This window comes from Tepidimicrobium xylanilyticum, from assembly GCF_900106765.1.
In the GTDB taxonomy this organism is placed as follows: domain Bacteria; phylum Bacillota; class Clostridia; order Tissierellales; family Tepidimicrobiaceae; genus Tepidimicrobium; species Tepidimicrobium xylanilyticum.
Genome location: NZ_FNNG01000001.1, coordinates 65,774 through 85,825, shown reverse-complemented (window position 1 = coordinate 85,825; position 20,052 = coordinate 65,774). Strand labels below are relative to the sequence as shown.

General features: G+C 30.4%; 15 protein-coding genes and 1 CRISPR repeat array. All 15 genes read left to right on the top strand.

Features of this window, described 5'->3' with window-relative positions; genetic code table 11:
• Nucleotides 1–14 precede the first annotated feature (14 nt).
• Nucleotides 15–1,034 carry an MtaA/CmuA family methyltransferase gene (locus tag BLV68_RS00345; RefSeq protein WP_200773575.1) on the top strand — a complete coding sequence of 340 codons (1,020 nt, stop codon included), beginning with the start codon at nt 15–17 and terminating at the stop codon, nt 1,032–1,034.
• Between the two features lie 14 nt (nt 1,035–1,048).
• Nucleotides 1,049–1,999 (top strand): CobW family GTP-binding protein, encoded by a 951-nt coding sequence (locus BLV68_RS00340; protein WP_093749726.1) that lies wholly within the window; start codon nt 1,049–1,051, stop codon nt 1,997–1,999.
• Nucleotides 2,000–2,020: 21 nt separating this feature from the next.
• Nucleotides 2,021–2,875, top strand: a complete 855-nt coding sequence (locus BLV68_RS00335) for a uroporphyrinogen decarboxylase family protein (RefSeq protein WP_093749724.1) — start codon at nt 2,021–2,023, stop codon at nt 2,873–2,875.
• Between the two features lie 20 nt (nt 2,876–2,895).
• The gene (locus BLV68_RS00330) at nt 2,896–4,620 is read left to right on the top strand and encodes an ASKHA domain-containing protein (protein ID WP_093750385.1); all 1,725 of its coding nucleotides are present in this window, start codon (nt 2,896–2,898) and stop codon (nt 4,618–4,620) included.
• 534 nt (nt 4,621–5,154) lie between these two features.
• On the top strand, nt 5,155–6,348 hold the full coding sequence (locus BLV68_RS00325; protein ID WP_234949792.1) for a sensor histidine kinase: 1,194 nt from the start codon (nt 5,155–5,157) through the stop codon (nt 6,346–6,348).
• On the top strand, nt 6,317–6,964 hold the full coding sequence (locus BLV68_RS00320; RefSeq protein ID WP_093749722.1) for a response regulator transcription factor: 648 nt from the start codon (nt 6,317–6,319) through the stop codon (nt 6,962–6,964). Before BLV68_RS00325 ends, BLV68_RS00320 begins: the two co-directional genes overlap by 32 nt.
• Nucleotides 6,965–7,059: 95 nt before the next feature.
• Nucleotides 7,060–7,998 (top strand): ABC transporter ATP-binding protein, encoded by a 939-nt coding sequence (locus BLV68_RS00315; RefSeq protein ID WP_093749720.1) that lies wholly within the window; start codon nt 7,060–7,062, stop codon nt 7,996–7,998.
• Nucleotides 7,999–8,010: 12 nt separating this feature from the next.
• A complete protein-coding gene (locus tag BLV68_RS00310) occupies nt 8,011–9,180 on the top strand; it encodes an ABC transporter permease (protein ID WP_093749718.1) in 1,170 nt (389 codons plus the stop codon).
• Entirely contained in the window at nt 9,177–10,277 is a 1,101-nt protein-coding gene (locus tag BLV68_RS00305; RefSeq protein WP_159428563.1) for an ABC transporter permease, read from the top strand. Before BLV68_RS00310 ends, BLV68_RS00305 begins: the two co-directional genes overlap by 4 nt.
• A gap of 319 nt (nt 10,278–10,596) precedes the next feature.
• Nucleotides 10,597–11,679 (top strand): RAMP superfamily CRISPR-associated protein, encoded by a 1,083-nt coding sequence (locus BLV68_RS00300; protein ID WP_093749714.1) that lies wholly within the window; start codon nt 10,597–10,599, stop codon nt 11,677–11,679.
• A 4-nt stretch (nt 11,680–11,683) separates the two neighbouring features.
• A complete protein-coding gene (locus BLV68_RS00295; protein WP_093749712.1) occupies nt 11,684–12,943 on the top strand; it encodes an RAMP superfamily CRISPR-associated protein in 1,260 nt (419 codons plus the stop codon).
• Nucleotides 12,936–16,196, top strand: coding sequence for a CRISPR-associated protein Csx11 (locus BLV68_RS00290; RefSeq protein WP_093749710.1), 3,261 nt, complete (start codon nt 12,936–12,938; stop codon nt 16,194–16,196). The genes BLV68_RS00295 and BLV68_RS00290 overlap by 8 nt, the downstream gene beginning before the upstream one ends.
• A gap of 12 nt (nt 16,197–16,208) precedes the next feature.
• On the top strand, nt 16,209–17,402 hold the full coding sequence (locus BLV68_RS00285; protein ID WP_093749708.1) for an RAMP superfamily CRISPR-associated protein: 1,194 nt from the start codon (nt 16,209–16,211) through the stop codon (nt 17,400–17,402).
• Nucleotides 17,403–17,429: 27 nt separating this feature from the next.
• Entirely contained in the window at nt 17,430–17,873 is a 444-nt protein-coding gene (locus BLV68_RS00280) for a hypothetical protein (protein WP_093749706.1), read from the top strand.
• Nucleotides 17,866–18,747, top strand: coding sequence for an RAMP superfamily CRISPR-associated protein (locus BLV68_RS00275; RefSeq protein WP_093749704.1), 882 nt, complete (start codon nt 17,866–17,868; stop codon nt 18,745–18,747). The genes BLV68_RS00280 and BLV68_RS00275 overlap by 8 nt, the downstream gene beginning before the upstream one ends.
• A gap of 204 nt (nt 18,748–18,951) precedes the next feature.
• A CRISPR array of direct repeats spans nt 18,952–19,987; the repeat unit is 30 nt; unit sequence GTTATTAGATTACCTATAAGGAATTGAAAC.
• Nucleotides 19,988–20,052: the final 65 nt, after the last annotated feature.

Below are 20,052 nucleotides of genomic sequence, written 5' to 3'. Positions count from 1 at the left end.
AGGAGGTTTTGATATTGAACTCAAGAGAAAGGCTTCTTTCTGCATTGAAGGGAAATAAAGTAGATAGACTACCTTGTATTTGCCCTGGTGGAATGATGAATATGATTATAACTGAATTAATGGAAAGAACAGGGATCATGTGGCCAGATGCTCATATAGATGCGAATAAAATGGCAGACCTTGCAGCAGCTGTATATGAATATGGGATGTTTGAAAACTATGGAGTTCCATTCTGCATGACTATTGAAGCAGAAGCTATGGGTGCAGGTATTGATATGGGTTCAAAAATATTCGAACCCCATGTTGTCGATTATGTTATTGATTCTGTGTCTGAATATAATAAACTAAAGGCATTAGATGTAAATAGTGGAAGGGCTAAGGTAACTATAGATGCCATTTCAATTTTAAATAATAAGGGAGGTGGAGTACCTATAGTTGGAAACCTTTCAGGGCCAATAAGTGTGGCTTCCTCATTAATGGAGCCGGTTACATATTATAAAGAACTAAGAAGGAAAAGAGAAGATTCACATAAATTTATGGAGTTTGTTACAGAGCAAATTATTAAATTTGGCCAAGCTCAAGTAGAAGCAGGAGCAGATTTAATCACTATATCGGATCCTAGTGGTACTGGAGAAATATTGGGGCCTAAATACTTTGAGGAATATGCGGTAAAATATCTCAATATGTTAATAGATGGCATTAGAGAAGTTGATAAAGACTTCCCAATAATTGTTCATATATGTGGTCAAATGCGCAGTGTATATTCTCAAATAAATGAGTTAAAAGCGGATGCCTTTAGCTTTGATGCAGTGGTTAACATAAAGGAAATACGAAAGCATATGGAAGACAAAATTTTAATGGGTAATATAAGTTCATTTGCCCTTCAATCTGCTAATGAAGAAAAGATTAAGAGGATGACAGAAAATTCAATCAATAGTGGTATAAATATTGTTTCGCCAGCTTGTGGACTTGGAACACAATCGCCAATGAAAAATATCCAAGCTATACTAAAAACCGTCAGGGGCGAAAATTGAATAGGGAGGCAAAAATGACTGTAAAAATAGATATTGTTTCTGGCTTTTTAGGAGCAGGGAAAACAACTATGATAAAAAAGCTATTAGGTGGAGAGGTATTAGGAAATGGAATTGCCATAATAGAAAATGAATTTGGAGATATTAGTATAGATTCTAATAGACTAGAGGAATCGGGTATTGAAATAAAAGAAATATCCTCAGGGTGTATTTGTTGTACACTTTCGGGAGATTTTCAAAAAGCAATTAAGGAACTGATTAAGGAACATAATCCCAATAGAATTATAATTGAACCAACTGGTGTAGGAAGATTGACTGACATAATCTCTATAATTAATGTGATTAAAGAATCTGAGGATATTGAATTAAATATGGTCATGACAATAGTGGATGTATTGGAATTTGAAGATTTTATTGATGTTTTTGGGGATTTCTTTATAGATCAAATCCAATATGCAAATATTATTGCTATTAGTAAAACTCAATTAACTGATGAACTTAGAGTTAATAGTGTAATAGGGTCTATTAGGAAAATAAACTCTAATGCTAATATAATTGCCACACCATGGGATGAATTGGAAGCTAGGGATATTTTAGATGTTGTAAAATCAAGTATATTAAATGAGGATACTTGTTTGTATGATGGTCATTGTTGTAATCATGGCCATCATCATGACCATAACCATGAAGATGATTCAGCTAATACTTTTGACTATTATTCTTTTGAAACAATGAAAATATATAGTCATGAAGAGTTAGCTTATATTTTAAGTTCCTTAAAGAATCCAATTTATGGGAAGGTTTTAAGGGCTAAAGGTTTTCTTTTAGATGCTGATAGGAAGTGGGTTGATTTTGATTTTACACCTAGTAATTATGATATTCGAAAAGGAAGAGTGAAAACCATAGGTCAAGTTGCAGTTATAGGAAAGGATTTAAATATAAATTCCATTAGGAATTTATTTGATTAAACTTCTAGAAAGGTTGATAAGATGGCAGATATATTTAAATGTATAGGAAATGAAGTAGAAGCGTTACCTGATAGTGTTTTACAAGGTTTAAATCTCTCCTTTGAAGAATTAAATAGGTATGATTCTAACATTGCTACTTTGTCAAAAACTTTAAAAGAGTATAAAGGTAGTCAATTTTGCAGATTACCCTTTTGTCATACTTTAGAAGCTGAAACCTTTGGATCTAAAGTGGTTTTTGACCATATATATGGTAATAGAATTGGAGAATATGCTATAAATGATATAGATTCAATATGTGATTTAAAGGATTTTGACTTAAAGAAAGGAAGAATTGCCGAAGTTTTAAAGGCTATAAGCATATTAAAGGATGAGGGAGAAAATGTATTTCTTGAAATAACTGGTCCTTTCACCATAGGAACATCAATTATTAATAGTGAACTGTTTTTTAAGGCCATTAGAAAGGATAGAGAAAAGGTTTTAGAATTATTAAAAATAATTGAGGATAATGTAGTGGACTTCATTCTGGAAGGGATAAATTCAGGAGCAGACATAATTTCTTTTGCTGATCCTGCGGGAACTTTAGATATAGTTGGGCCAAAGATTTATAAGGACTTATCTGGGAAATCAGCTTATAATATTTTAAAGAGAGTTGAAGATAAATTAGGTGATTCAATGGTTCATCTATGCGGTAAAACCTCTTCTTCTCTTGAATCTATAGGACTTTTAGAAACTGAAAAGGTAATGGTGGAAGGGCAAGATTATTTTGGAAAGATATTGAACATAAAAAATAAAAGAAAAGATATAAAAATCTTAGGTCATTGGTGCTTAAAAACAAAGGCAATAACTAATGAGTTGACAATTTGCAAACTTATTTAAAAAACGAAAGGAAGTATGCAATGCCAAAAGTAAGTTTTGCTAAAGAAAATATATGTATTGAAGTTGAAAAAAATACAATTTTACTGGATGCTATTAGAAAAGCTAATCTAAACATTGAAACACCTTGTAATGGCATGGGATTTTGCGGAAAATGTAAGGTAATAGCTAAAGGACAATTATCTGAACCAACGGATAGGGAAGAAAAGATTATCAATGGGGAAAAGAATGAACGACTATCATGTATGGCAGAAATTTTAGGTGATGTAGAAGTAGAATTAATAGAAAAACAAAAAGTGTTAAAGACAATTAATAAGGGTTTTAGTATTGACGTAGAAATTGATGGTCCTGTTAAACTAGTAAAGCTTCCTGAGATAAACAGGTTAAGTCCTGTTCCATATGTAGACGATATAGGGTATAAAGTTAGCTCACCAGATTTATATAGAAAGATTGCTTTTATTGAAGAAGGTAGTTTTAAAGAAATTTGGGGTGTAGTTTTTGAGGATAAGCTATTAGATATTTGTACTTATAAGAAGGATATATTAGGCTTAGCCATAGATATTGGAACTACAGGCGTTTCATATTATCTAGTTGATTTATCTAACGGAGAAATAGTTAAGAACCTATCCTCTTTAAATCCTCAGACCCAGTATGGCGGAGATGTACTAACAAGGATTACATATTGTATGGAAAACTCATCAGGCGCTGTTAAACTTCAGGAGTTAATAATAGATGAAATAAATAATTCAATTAATAAAATCGTTGATGATTATTATAGTATTAGTGATATTTATCATATTGCTATTGCGGCAAATACCACAATGATACATTTATTATTGGGAATAAACCCTAGATCATTAGCAGTATCACCATATAGATCAGTATTTTTAGATTGTCAAAGTATTAAAGCAAGGGATATATCAATTAAGGCCAATGATGAAGCATTGCTAACCATAATTCCATCTGCTTCATCCTATGTTGGTGGGGACATAGTATCAGGTATTATGGCTTCAGGTTTTCAAAATAATAAAAAAGCTGTGTATATAGATATTGGTACAAATGGTGAACTTGCAGCATTAAGGGATGGAAAGATAATATGTACTTCTACTGCTGCAGGACCAGCATTGGAAGGTATGAATATTGAGTGTGGATGCCGTGCAGAAGATGGAGCTATAGAAAGATTTGATATTGATGAAGAATATAATATTCATTATTCAACAATAGGAAATTCTAAAGCAATAGGAATTTGTGGTAGTGGCCTTATAGATATAGCTGGAGCATTGGTAAGAAGAGGCATTATAATGAAATCTGGCAGATGGAATAAGGATATACATCCTAAGTTAGCTGAAAGACTAGTGGATAAGAAATTCTATATAACTGATGATGTGTATATTTCTCAAAAGGATATAAGACAAATTCAATTAGCAAAGGGAGCTATAGCAGCTGGTGTAACAATGATGTTAGACCAAATAGGATTAGGTATTGAAGATATACCATTGATTTACATAGCTGGAGCTTTTGGTTATCATATAAATCCAAATAATATAAAGGAAATAGGATTGATACCTAAAGGCTTTAACGGAGATATAAAGTTCTTAGGAAATACTTCACTAGAAGGTGCAAGGCTTGCTTTGATTAATGCTGACTGCTATAAAATGGTGTATGATATAAAGGAAAACATGGAAGTACTAGAGTTGTCCTTAAAAGAGAATTTTCAGGATGTTTTCGTATCTCATCTAAATTTCTAGAATAGGTGGTAAAATGGCGGTAAATAAGTTGAAATGTATCGGTGAGGACGAAAAATCAATAATTGTTGGAATTCTAAAAGATTTAAACTTGCTTTCTGTCATACTATAGAAGCTGAAGCTTTTAGTTAAAAAGTTATTTTTGAACTATAGGCTTGGTAATAGAATTACAGGATATGTAATTAATGATATAAATTTGTTTGAGTATATGGAGTTATATTTTAGAGCCTATAAAAAAGGGTCTTGATATAATCTCCTGTGCAGATTCTGCTGAGCTAATAGATATAGTTGAGTAGAGCTTTTTTAAAGAATTTACTCTAAACTTACACCTGTAAATTCATCATGGTTATTAGAATAGTTGCAAGGATTTCTTTTTTATGATATTCAATATGTAATAACCAATTATTGAAGCTATGTAATTAGCTTCTTTTTTATTTAATAGATTCTTAGTTGAGGGTGTTAAAAAGAAATTACTGGTAGAATTTCTAGTAAACATGGGGTAAAATAGACGTAAAGCAAATGGATAGGTGAACTTTAGTGGATAATAGGTTGATGTCTATATTCAGATACATAATATTTGGGTTGCTGATATTGGGTTTGATAACCTTCGGCAAAAGTGATATAGATGCACGTGGCATAATACTTCTCCTTCTCTTCATCATAAATAGCAATTTAAGGTTTTTTGCTTTTAGAAATAGGAGTGCTTTTGTGTTTATTTCATTAATCTTAGAGATACTTCTATCAAACATTATCTATGAACATTATGGTGGAATAGCTTTATTCTATTTTATACCAAGTATATTTGATGGAGTTTTATACTTAAAGGATAAACGAGCCCTTATTATTGGCTTAATAATATATTTAATCATAATTTTCATGACTAAGGATATAAGCCTTGAAATATTAACTTTGAACATAGGGGTAGTAACCATACTCTTTTTCATATCCTACTATATAAAATATGAATATCGTCAAAAGATAGCTGCAGAAAAGTTATATTTTAGATTAAAGGCTTCAGAGGAAAAGCTTAAAAAGGCAAATATGGAGTTGGAAATGTATGCAGACTCCATAAAGGAATTAACAGCCATGAGGGAAAGAAACAGGATTTCAAGAGAGATTCACGACAGCGTAGGCCATTGTCTTTCTACAATCATAATCCAGTTGGGAGCCATAGGGAAAATGGCTAAAAAAGATGGTGAAATTGCATCTAGTATGGCAGAAAACTTAAGGGAATTTGCTAAAGCTGGACTAGAAGAAATAAGGATGGCTATCAGAGAATTAAAGCCAGTGGAAATGGAAAAATACGAGCCCATAATTGCTATTGAAAACTTGACCAAGCAGTTCAGTAAACTTACAGGTATTGACGTAAATCTAGGATTTTCAAAAGAAACAAAACCTTTAACCAATGAGCAATTCACTGTAGTTTATAGGGTTATGCAGGAATTCCTTTCTAATTCAGTTCGCCATGGGAAGGCAACTAAGGTGAAGGTTTTCATGAACTTTAATGATGACCAGCTCATTATTACCTTAAAGGACAATGGTATAGGTACGGATAACCTTAAAAAGGGAATGGGTTTAACCAATATATGGGAAAGAGTGGGGGAATTAGGTGGAGAAGTTGAGTACAGCACTGCCAAGGGGAAAGGATTCCTATTGAGGGTAGTAATATCTTTGAAAAAGGAATATATAGGTGAGCAATATGAATATAATCAAGGTTTTAATAGTAGATGATGAAAAGCTTATAAGGGAAGGGCTAAAGATAATTCTATCTACCCATGAGGATATAGACGTAGTAGGTATGTGTAGTAATGGACAGGAAGCTCTGGAATTCATAAGAAAGAATAGAGTGGACATAATTTTAATGGATATCAGAATGCCTATATGCGATGGAGTTTTAGGTACTAGAATTATCAAAGAGGAATTTGAGGATATAAAGGTACTTATTCTAACGACCTTTGATGATAGGGAATACATACATGAAGCATTAAAATACGGAGCATCAGGCTATCTTTTAAAGGATAGCTCCTACGATCTCATATATGAAGGAATTAAGGTTGCTGTAAAGGGAAGCTTAGTAGTCCATCCAAAGGTGGCTAATACTATTATATCCAGCGTTTCTAAGGAAGAAGATTATTCCAAAGAAATAGAAAAATACTGTTTAACAGATAGGGAATTAACTATCATAAAGGAGATAGCAAATGGCCTTTCCAATAGGGAAATAGCAGAAAAACTTTATCTATCAGAAGGGACTATTAAAAACAATATAAGCAATATATTAACTAAACTGGATTTAAGGGATAGGACTCAAATTGCTATATTTGCTTTTAAGATTGGATTAGCTAAATAAAGTGACTTTAGTCACTATATTCAGTTACTGAGGATAGTAGTGAAACCTCCTTAAATTTTCTATTATATTAGTAGAAAATTTAAGGAGGTTTTTATATGGGTTTAATTGAAGTAAAAAATATTACTAAGCGTTTTGATGAAAATATAGTTCTTGACAATATAAGCCTATCCATAGATGAAGGGGATATATTTGGATTAATAGGGCCTAATGGAGCGGGAAAATCAACTCTCATTAAGATAATGACAGGGCTATGGGATAGTAATGGTGGAGAAGTGATAATTGACGGATATAGTATTAAAGAGGAACCTTTAAAGGTAAAGGAGCAAATCGGTCTTGTCCCTCAGGAAATTGCCTTATTTGAAGGTATATCCGCTTATGATAATCTGGAGTTTTTTGGCTATCTATATGGTTTAAAGGGGAAATTGCTAAAGAAAAGGATAGATGAGGCATTAGAGTTAGTTGGATTGGAGGAGAAGAGGAAGGAAAAGATGGAAAAATTCTCAGGAGGAATGAAAAGAAGGCTTAACATAGCCTGTGCCCTACTACATGAACCCAGAATCCTTATCATGGATGAGCCTACAGTGGGAATAGACCCCCAATCCAGAAACCACATATTTGAGTTTACAAAGAAAATTAATAAAGAAAACAACACTACAATTATATATACCTCTCATTATATGGAGGAGGTAGAGATGCTCTGCAACAGTATTTTTATCATCGATCAAGGTCAAGAAGTGGCTTATGGAAGTAAAAAGACTATAAAATCCATGATAAGTAATAACGATAGAATTTTATTAGAAGTATTAGATTATAAGGGAGAAATGATACTGGCTATTAAATCCTTAACTGGTGTTAATGAATGTATTGATGAAAATGGATTAATAAAGCTTTTAGTGGATAAGAAGGATTTTAGGTTAGAGCCTCTTTTGAAAGTTATCGAAAGCCATGGTGGGCAAATAAAGAGTATCAATTTTGAAGAGCCATCCTTGGAAGAGGTTTTTTTGGCCTTAACAGGAAGAAGATTAAGGGATTAAAGGGGGGATATAATGAAACTTTTTGCTTTTGTCAAATCGGCATTTAAATCTATTATAAAAAACTTTCTGCCTTTAATTTTTACCTTTTCCATATTCCCTATAATATTGGGATTGGTAACTGGATATTTTAATGAGGACATGTTTGTCCCATCGGCTGATATGCCTGTTATGGCTATAAGCATAATAGATGGGGACAATTCAGAGGAATCGAAAAATCTCATAGCCTTTTTGGAAAGCGATGAGATGAAAAAATTAGTAGAAACAAGGGACGAAGAGGAAGGGGAATATATAATTACCATTCCAAGTGGCTATGGGGATAGCTTTTTAGGTAATGAAAATATACCAATAAAGATAGATGTAACTGATAAAGGTTCTACAAGGCAAGGAAGTGTTCTGGCTGAAATAATTGATAAATTCAACGAGGAAATGTATTTAGGCCTTTGTATTCAAGAGAATATAGAGAGGAAATTTAATTTAGAAGAAAAAGAAACACTTTATCAGAAGATTTATGGCAAATTTTCTAATATATACGGCAATGATTTGATTGAAAATGTTATAGTTACTACAAAGAAGAGTTTAACCAGTTATGAACATTTTTCCATAACATTTTTAAGCTATATGCTTTTTATGGTTATATCATCTTTAACAAATGGAGAATATGTGGTACGGGAAAATGATTTATATTCGAGGATTATGGCAGCACCCATTACAGAAACACAGTACTTTAACTATAACTTGGTATCCAGCTATTTGTTTGTATTATTATTCAATTTACTCTATGTATTTGCCTATAGAATATTAGGCTTATCTTTTACAGGTTCTTTTACTCTACTTGTGATGATCCTTATTGTACAAAGCTTGCTAGGTACTATGTTGTCTGCACTGCTATCATTATTTTTAAACAAAAGAATCGCTATTGGAGTTTTGAATATATTAATTATAGTTCAGCTTATTTCTGGTGTTACCTATAGGTCGTTAAGTAAGATAGGAAATGGAATATTAGCTAATATGATTGATAGATATTCGCCAGATGCTTTAATTGTAAATACCTATAAGAATTATCTAATATATGGTGATTTCAATTCAATTAAGACAGGGCTATTATCTATGTTTCTGGTATCTATAATCATATATGCCATAAGCCTATTTGGATTTAAGAGGAAGAGGGGTGTGGCATGGTGAAAATATTAAGATTAACCTATATTAACTTTAAATTATCCATAAAGGACTTTGCAAGCATTTTAACCATGATAATTGCACCATTAGCACTAATATTGGGATTAAACTTTATAGGAAATAAGGGTGGATATGTAGTAGATACTAACATCGCATTTAACATACAGGATAAAGGTGTATATGGCGAAGAGATTCTAAAGGATATGAACATTGGGGATTATATATTTTATGATGAAGAGGATAAAGCCTTGGAGCTTCTTCATAGAAATGAGGTAATAGCAGTATATCAAATTCCTGAAGACTTTACTGAAAAAATTACAAATGGGGAAAAGCCCAATATAAAAGCCTTTAAAAGACAAGAAGGAAACACCACTTTAGCCTTTGAGTTAAGGTTGGAAGAGGAGATAAACAACAAAGTAAAAAGGCAAATATTAATTAAAGAAGGAATTATCAATAATGATGAATTATTAGATTATGGAGCAAAAGCAGAAGTTTATACATCTAAGGGTAGTAAACTTGACAAGGGATTTATATTGGCAATGACAATGTCCATTTATTTTATAATACTTTCATCTAGTGTTATTGGTGAAAAGATGGTAAGCATGAAAAAACAAAATATATTATCAAGGGCAATGTCCACAGCCAATAGGGGCTATGAGATATTAGGGAGCTTATGCTTATCCATTCTAGCATTGCATGTTATTGCAAATTTAATAGTAGTAATCATAAGCAAATTCATAATAAACTTTACTATCCCTAGTTTTTCTATAGTGATAGTCAATATAGTATTAGCAAGCCTATTTTCCATTACTTTTACCATGTTCATGACAAGAATATTTGAAAATCAAGGTGTTGTATCCTTTGTAGCAGTTATATTCAGCATGGCCAACATATTTTTAAGCTTAATAGCCTCAGAGTCCAGTTCTTTTTCTAAAATACCTTTTGCAGTTAGAAACTTAGGGAAATTTACTCCTTTTTATTGGCTGATGGATAGTGTGGAGAATTTAAAACTATTTCCAAATGCACTGGTAGTTTTACTCATGATATTGGCACTTTTCAGTGGTGGAAACTATAAGTTTAAGAATTTTATAAACAAAGCTTAGAAAGTAGCTTACAAGCTACTTTTTTGTTATATAAATTTATAGAATTTTCGTTGGGAGGAAGATGAGAAATTGAATAATTTCAATTTAGAAAATGTTGGGAGATTACTTATAAGAAATTGAAAATTAACTTTTTATGTGAATTTGTCAATCATAAAATAAGAATCCAGAATAGAATTGCTTTTTCCATAAAAAACTGAGTTTTAAATAGTTTTTGAATCGACAAAACAAACCATATTTCAACAAAGGACTTTGCTTTGTTATGTAGAAGTATATATTAAAAAATATATTATTTTTCAAATATCAAAGGAGGTGAAAAAAGTTGTCAAACATTGAAGTTAAAATGATAACTCAAACTCCATTATGTACAGGTGATGCGTTTAGTGAAAGTCATAATTTAAAACCTCAATCTTTATTAGGTTCTTTAAGATTTTGGCTTGAAGTTATTTGCTATGCAGCAGGAGAACTTGATATAAATTGTAAGAATGAAGTAAAGCAAAGTACATTCTTTTCTAAAGTAAATGAAATCCTAGAAAGGCAGGAAATTTCATTACCCGAAGCAAAGAAAGAAGCATTAAAAGAACTTGCTATATCTATTCCATCACAGCTATTTGGGTGTAATGGCTGGGAAGGTTTTGTTAGGATAAAAGAAATTGATTTTTGTAATAAACAGATAGAATTACCTTGTGTCATATATAAAGAAAAGGAAAAACAAGATGGTTGGAAGGAAGAATATCCAGTAATTAAGAATGGAATAAAAAAGTGTCCAGGAAATATTGATAAAGAAAAAGAACATGCATGGTACTTTCCTGACCCCTGTTTATTTGGTGAAGCGAAAATTAAATTAGAATTAGCAGATAAAAAAGTTGGTCAGGATATAATATTTCCACTTTTAAATTTTATTCAAAAATATGGTTTTGTTGGTGGAAAAAACAATTTAGGATTTGGAAGAGTTAAATTTGATTTAGAGAATACTAATCTTTCAGAGAGGACTAATCTATCAGAATTTAATCAATTTAGTTTTTATAATAAAACTGTAAAAATTGATGATGTTATTAAGGAAAAGGAGGAATTTGACCATTTAATTAATGATGATTTAGTAAATGAAAGAAAGATTGGATTTTATAGGCCTGGTTTTTATGAATCTAAAAACAAGGAAAAACCAGAAAAAATATATTTAGATATGATAAAAATACTTCTTAGTGAAAAGAGTAGTTTAAGATATTTATGTAAACGAAAAGCAAAACGACATTTTGTATTTGGGTCTACGGAAAGAGATAAATATGGAGAAATTGAAGGGCCAAATGCTACTAAAATAATACCTTGGATTAATCATGTTGAAGATAATAAATATGAATACGGTTTTATTTCTTTGATTTTACTAGAAAAGTTTCCTAGGGGGTGAAATAGTGAATTTTGAGGTTATATTGGAAGATTTAAATAAAGTAAACATAAATAAAAGCCAAATAAATAATGAGGCTAATCAATATGATGAAATATTTCATTTTCTAAAGTATTCATATAAATACAAAGCTCATAAAGATGCAGATAGGAAAGCAAGAGAAATAAGAGATTTTAATAAATTATTCAGGTTTGTGAACAATAGATGTGATGGGAATTTAAAGAGAACTAAAGTAAAAGAATTTTGTTTAGAATGGTTTAAGAAAGAAATTCTTTCTGAAAAACAAAGATTTAATCAGGAAATATTTCCTAAAAGTCAAAAAAAGGTAAAATTGCAAATACCAAATTTAAATGAAACTGATAATATTAAGGTTTTAGATGTTCTAATGGGTATATTTCCCACCGAAAATGATTTAGAAGATTACATAAAAAAACTTATTCCCGGTTCTTTTGGCTTTAAATATAGGTTTAAACTTGATTCTCCCTATTTTTCTAAAGATGATGATGAGTTTTATATAATAGACAATCCAGTTATGAAGGAAAAGGTTTGGAAAGTACCAATAATTAGGGGAAGTACCTGGAAAGGAATGCTATTAAAAGCTGCTAGAGAAAAATTGAAAGGTTTAATTGAAAATAATAACATAAAAGAAATACTTGAATACTATTTTAGCATTACGAGAATTTTTGGGACAGGCTCTAAAGAATACAGGGAAATAGAAGAAGAAATAAAAAAGTTTATTGATGAGAAAGAAAATAAAGATGAAGACCTTTTAATAAAGCAGCTTATCAAATATGCATTAAGCGATTTAGGCTTAAATTTAAATATTAAAAGGGATGGTAGAAGAGTAGCAGAACAAATCTTTGAACAGATAACTAAACATAATGAAGAGTTGTGTAATAATGGAAATATTTTTACAGTGAAAAGAGGACGAGCAGTATTCTATCCTACCTATTTTGAGGAAGTATCTTTGGAAGTTATAAATCCGCACAATAGAAACACAAAGGCTGGAAGTAGCCCTATCTATTATGAAGTAGTACCAAGTGGTAGTGAAGGATTTGTTCAAATTGTCTATATTCCTTATGATGCCATTGTCCTTTCAAAGGAGGAACTAGAAAAACAAGTTGAACTTGACCGTAGGATTTTAGAGGGGCTTATAAGATATGCAATTGAAGAAATAGGTATAGGAGCTAAGACTAAATTAGGATGGGGCAAAGCTACTATTATTAAAAGTTCAGAAGATAATATGGAGGGAGTAGGGGATGAATGATGAAAGATTAGAAAATCTAAAACAGAAAAATATAGAAATACTTAAAGCTGAAATAGGAGCACTGCTTTTCAATTTAGGAAAAACCCATGTTGGGTTTAGTGGTTGGAGGAAGCATTTTTGTACAGTTGAGAATAATTTTACAGAGGAAGATTTTATAGAAGAGTATGGATATAAAACTTTTACAAGATATAAAGGTTATTATACTATCAAAAACCAAAATAAAGAAACACCATTTAAAATAGATTTAAAATCTATAGATGATAAGTTATTGGAATTTTTTAATGTGAAAATTAATTTAAATAAAATTAAAGATACGAAAATAGTAAACATTATTTATGGTAATGCAATTGAAGAAATAGCCAAAGAAGAAAATATTAATAATGATGTGATAGAATTGGTTAATGGTATTTTTTTCAGAGGATGCGAAAATATAAATTCGGGAATAGATAAAGGACAACCTCCTGAAAAAAATGAATTAGAAAAACTTTGGATTTCTAATGCATTCGGAAGTTTTAAAGAAGACGTTAGTATTTATATGTTAGACAGACAACGAATTTGTTTTTTCAATAAATTAGCTAATAAAATAAATAGATTAAATAAAGAAATTAAAGATTTTTCAGAAGAAGATTGGATAAATTTAAGAAATTTTGTAATTAATGAAATAAAGAGTTGGTATTCTCATTTGTTAAGCGATTCAAGATTTCCAATTAATGATGTAACATTGTGGGATCAAGCTTATATGACAGCATCTTTATTTAAAGCAAGTCTTGCAGCTATGGTTTTGGAAGATTCTAATGTAAATGAATATAAAAACAATCCACAAAAGATAAAATGGAGCATACTAGGAGTTCAATACGATAAGCTTGGTTTAGCAGAAAAAGCCTTAAAGCCATATTTCGTAGATTGGTATAGGGTAGCTGTGAAAAAAATTGATGCTAAAATTAAAGAGATAGTTGAAATAGATTATGCATTGGGAAATGAAATATACAGAGATGAAACAGGAATATATTTTATCGTACCTGAAAATATAGGAGAGAAAAGCGGAGATGGCTATAATTTAGAATTGAGTGCCGACTTTTGTGAATTAAAAGAAAAAATAGTGAATGCCTTTAAAGAAATCGAATTAGATGAAGACAAACATGAAATTTTTGAAAACGAATTTATGCCTTCCATATTCGTTACAAAGCCTTCGAGAGGTACTATGAACATAGCTTATTTGTTAGAAAATAGCAGAGACAATTTCTTAAAATCTGTTTATTCTAAAAATTTTATTGACAAATGTAAAGAGGAAAGTAATAATGCTAAAAATTATGATGGTTTATGTCAAATATGCAGATTGAAATTAGGTATAAAGAAAGAAGATTTTGTCATATGTGATCAATGTGACAAAAGAAGAATTTCAAGATTTCACAATTGGATTGAGAATATTAATGGAGAAACCATATGGACAGGAGAATTGCAAGACAAAAATGGAAGAATTGCTTTAGTAACAGTTAAATTTGAGCTAAAAGAATGGTTAAATGGAAATATGCTAAATACAATATTAGCAATAATTGATGATTGGAATAGCAAAAAAGAAGAATTAGAGAAAAACCTTAGAATAAAGAAAGGAAATGTTTTAAATAAAACAATGTTAAAAAATTTAATTAGTACTGAAGGTATAAAATATACATTACAGAATTATACTGATATTTTATTAACAGAACGAACAATTGGAGATAGATGGGAAAAATTTATGAAGAATAAATTAGAAAACAACATTAATTTTAATGAAAATAAAATTGAATGGAAACAGTTAAAAAATAATCAGCAGCATTATAAGGATATTGCAGAAATACTACTCCAATTTTTACTACGTAAAAATCCTTCACCAGCAAGGCTTAGAAGGATATGGGAAACAACTGAAGAATTTTTTATAGAAATTAAAAATGATCTCAAAAAGTTGATTGGCATAGAAGATTGGAGAGCAAAAAGGATTGTATGGGAAAACGTAGTTAACGATGAAAGATACAAAAGCAAGGAATATACCTATAAAGGTCTTGATTTCTGGGTGGATGAAAAAGGAAATGTACATCTCATTTCATCCATTGAACAAGCAATTCCAATTATAGGGAATATAAAAGGAAAAGATGACTTTGCAGAAATTACAAAAAAGATTGAAAAGGATAATAAAGAAGGTAGCAAAGACTGGATTAAGGAGTTTATACTTGAAGAATATGATACTAAGAAAGCAACTAACATAAAATTAGACAATTCAAAAGTAAAATATGAATCATACTTACCTTATTTATCAATAATTGATCCAACTCCAATTTCATGGCAATTTATTATACCAGCAGAGTATTTACCAAATGTAATAGATAAAATCCAAGAAAAATATAAAAATAATTTCAAATATGTAATAGGCAAGCTTCCATTACACATAGGAATTGTAATACAAGATTACAAAAAGCCTTTGTATATAGGATTAAAGGCTTTAAGAAAGATAAGAAGAGATATTACAAGTTGGGAAGATATAAAGAAAGTAATAAACTATCAAGGCTTTAAAGAAATTCAAAGGAAGTATTTTAAAGATCAAAGTATAGAAGAAACGAATGAACCTCAAAACTATTACAGCCTTTACCTAATAAAAATGAAGAATGAAACTAACGAAAATGAATATAGCAATGCATATGAATTCTATATTCAACCACACGAGAAAATGAAAAGAAAACTTATAGTGATAGATGGTATGTCTGATTTACAAGGTGAAGAGTATAAAGAAGTTAAATTAGAAATATATCCGAATACGATAGACTTTGAATTTTTGGATACCAATATTAGAAGAAATGATATCTATTATGAAAAGGGAAAGCGAATTTTAGGAGAAAAGCATAACAGACCTTATACATGGGAAGAATGGGAAAATTTCAAGGTATTTAAAGATTATTTTTTTGATGACAAAGATACTAAAAAGCAAAAAATAAATAAACTTAATAATATGGTTAGCTTAATTTATTCAAAAATAAAAGACTGGGAAGGAAATGATGAAAGTCTAAAGAAACTTATGCTATCAGCTTTTGTTAATACATTTGAATTGAATGAGAAGGATGAACGAACTGGCCAAGAAAAAAGAGATTGTTTTGCAAGACTATTTGGAGAAGGAATGACTTGGGAAAAACTTGAGAGTATGAAGAAAGATGAGTTTAATAAATTGTTGTGGAGATTTATAGATATGTATGAATTCTGGCATAAGGCTTTGAAAAAGTTTTAAGGGGGTATTTAAATGTCGGTTTGCAAAGGGTTTAACATTTATGCTATTTCAACAGACCCTATATATATAGGGACTGGAGGATATACAATTGGTAGGGTAGATAATACAATTGTAAGAGATCCTATAACTAGAATACCAAAAATACCAGGATCATCACTGGCTGGAACATGGAGGTATTATACAGCTCTTACTTTGCAAGGATTTTATAGAGAGAATTTCGATAAAATACGTGATATTTTAAATAAAGAATATAATAAAGATAATAAAGACATTGATGCTAAAGATGTTAGAAAATTAGTAAATACGCTAGCAAATAATAATCTTAGTAATGATGAAGAAAAGTTCAGTAGGAGAAAAGAAGAATTTATAAAATATGCAGAAACAATTAAAAATAAATCTGAAGAATTAAAAGGCAAAAATAAGCAATCACAAAATGAAAAATCAGATAATATTCAATGGGAATTCTACTGGGGAAATTTAATTTCATCAATAAAATGTGCAGGTCAAGATGATAAGCCTAGTGATGATACAGAAAACTCAGCATATAAAGGATTGGATGATACAGGGCACTGCGGTCACTGTATAATTTGTAAGACCTTTGGATTTTCTAAAAAGCAATCGCAGCAAGGATTAGCATATTTTTCAGATTTAAACATACTATTTTTCCCTGTAAGCACTCGATTTGGCGTTAGGTGGATAACTTCACCATCTATTCTAAGAGAAGCGGGATTAGGAGAAATAGAAGATTTTTCAGATAATAAAATAAAAGTTGTAAATAATGCTGGTAATTATGAATTTTTGAATTTAGGGTGGCTTAATTTTAAAGTAGATAGATTAGATGGTAGTATTGTTATAAGTACGTTAGGTAATGAAATAGAGAATATAATAAAAAACAAAATAATAGTAGTATCGGACAGTATTATTTCTCAAATAATTAATGCAAATTTAGAAGTTAGGACTTCTGTTTCTATAGATCCTCTTACTGGAGCAGCAAAAGAGGGTGCATTATTTACATCGGAAGCTATTCCAAGAGGTACTGTATTTTATGGTAATGTTAGGATAATGGACAAACTAGAAGATAAAGGATTAAATTCTGATTTAATCATACAAGCTTTGAAAGAGAGCAGGATGTACTATGAAAGCTTTGGTATTGGAGGACTTGTAACCAGAGGATTTGGTAGATTAAAAGTTTATTTTGAAGATTAACAACAAGGTAAGTAGGAGGTGGAAGCTGTGGCCAACCTAAATATAGATAGCTTTGTTAATTTATTGGGATTTAATATTAATAAAGGATGTAACAACGATGAAAAAAGAGGGTTTATAGATAAGGCATTGGGTGTTTTAGTAAATGATGGTGTTTACGCTTATTATGTATTCTGCAAAGCAAAATCAAAAGATAATAACAAGAAAAGTGAGGAGACAGAAAAAAATGATAGTTCAATAGAAAAAATTTTTATAGAATACGTAGTAAATGAAATAAATAATACAAAAGACTTGAAAGAATACTTTAAAAATGAACTTAAAGAAAACAATGGAAAAATTAATTATGAACTGTTTTTTAGAAATTTATCAAAAGACCTTCACAAACTGCTTTTCTTTAGAGATATTTTAGAAAGAGCTTTAATTTATGCTAGGTATCATGCTAAAGCAGCAAAAAAAGGTGGTAGCAATGGCTAAAATATGGTACAAGCTTATTTTTAAACAAATTAGCCCTATTCATATAGGCATTTTCAATTATGGTGTATTATCTGAAACTAGAATTTTTATACCTGGATGGACAATATGGGGAGCTTTAGTCAATAAATACGGTCAGCACAAAGGAAAAGAAGAGTATTTTGAAGAAGGAAAGAAAATTTTTGAATCAATTACATGCTTCTATCCTAAATTGGGAAAAAAAAATAAGGTACTATTTCCTGAATATAAAAATGGAGAATTTTACTTAGGAGACTATTCAGAAAATAAATTTCGGGCTAAATTTACCGATGTGTATGTATCAACATCTATACAACCATTATCTTTAACCGCAAAAGATGAATCATTACATGAAATAGAAGTTATTTTACCTAAATCCAAATTTGTAAATGAAAATAAAGAAAATCTTTATTGGATTGGATTATTAGGAATTGACGAGGACAAAAAAGAAGAAATAGAAACTTTTTTAGAGAAAAATTCGAATATAATCGTTGGAGGAGATAATAGATATGGTCTAGGAAATATGAAATTAGATGAATTAGTCCAATTAAATGAGGCAACTAATGATGAGTTAAGTAATTGTTGGGGCATAACAAAGGAAGGAAAACCAATATTTGAAAAAGATAAGTTTCTTAAAAACTACTTTTCAATAACAGATGGATTCTATGATGAAATAAGAGAAGGAGAAAGGATTTTTCATGTTGGAACAATCGAACATGTAATAATTGACTATGATTTTTCTTCAGCACGATTAAAAGCAGAGAAGAGTAAGATTTGTGTAATCCCTGGTAGTAAAATAAAAGTAGATAGAGATTGTAATTATAAATTAATAAGAGGAATATTCCAGATGAGAAGTTAAAAATGCAAGCTATGGTTTAAATATTATTGTCGTCGACCTCCAGTAGTGTAAAAACCCCTGGAGATCGACGACATTTTATGCTTTTTAACAAATGGCTATAATTCAATCTTATAGAGGATTTAGCAAGCAATTAGCTACCCAAAATTAAAAAAATTCCAATTTGACAAAAAATGAAAAACATAGTAATATCAATGTAGAGAATGGGTTATTAGATTACCTATAAGGAATTGAAACCTTATACAACAAATAGATAAAGAGGGGTACATAAATCCTGTTATTAGATTACCTATAAGGAATTGAAACCTCTAAGCCTTTCAGCATTAGATAACGCCTCAGGCGTGTTATTAGATTACCTATAAGGAATTGAAACAAAGAAAAAGCTCTGAAATGTAAACACTGTGGTGGGTTATTAGATTACCTATAAGGAATTGAAACTTTCCTTGAGCATTTTGAGCCTTTTCTAGCTTTTCCCGTTATTAGATTACCTATAAGGAATTGAAACGAGGGTATGACCAAGTCCCAGTTAGTCGAACATGGACAGTTATTAGATTACCTATAAGGAATTGAAACGCTTATAGTGGTGATAACGACGATAGTTTCAGCAACGTTATTAGATTACCTATAAGGAATTGAAACCTGTTGATGTAGGGCTACCAGCGTTGTCATTTGTATATCGTTATTAGATTACCTATAAGGAATTGAAACCTTTTCCATCACCATACAGTTGACCTGCTGCAATTTGGTTATTAGATTACCTATAAGGAATTGAAACTAACGTACTGCTAAAGGTCGTCTATGTTTGTTTAACGTTATTAGATTACCTATAAGGAATTGAAACTTCGGCAGTAACTTTGGATTTCATAAAAAACAATAAGGTTATTAGATTACCTATAAGGAATTGAAACTTTCTTCAATTCCTGAAATTTCATCTACTTCAAACGCGTTATTAGATTACCTATAAGGAATTGAAACCCTTCTGCATTTCTATTAAGCTGTGATAAAATAATAAGTTATTAGATTACCTATAAGGAATTGAAACTGTAAATGAGGGATTTAACATGAAAACAATAATTAGGTTATTAGATTACCTATAAGGAATTGAAACTGTGTCATGGGGAGGGATAAATGTGAATTTAAAAGAAGGTTATTAGATTACCTATAAGGAATTGAAACCTAGGAGAACTGGAGATGGGATAAACCCATCTGCATAGTTATTAGATTACCTATAAGGAATTGAAACATGCCCTCTTGTTTGAAGGATGCTTCAATGTATTATAGTTATTAGATTACCTATAAGGAATTGAA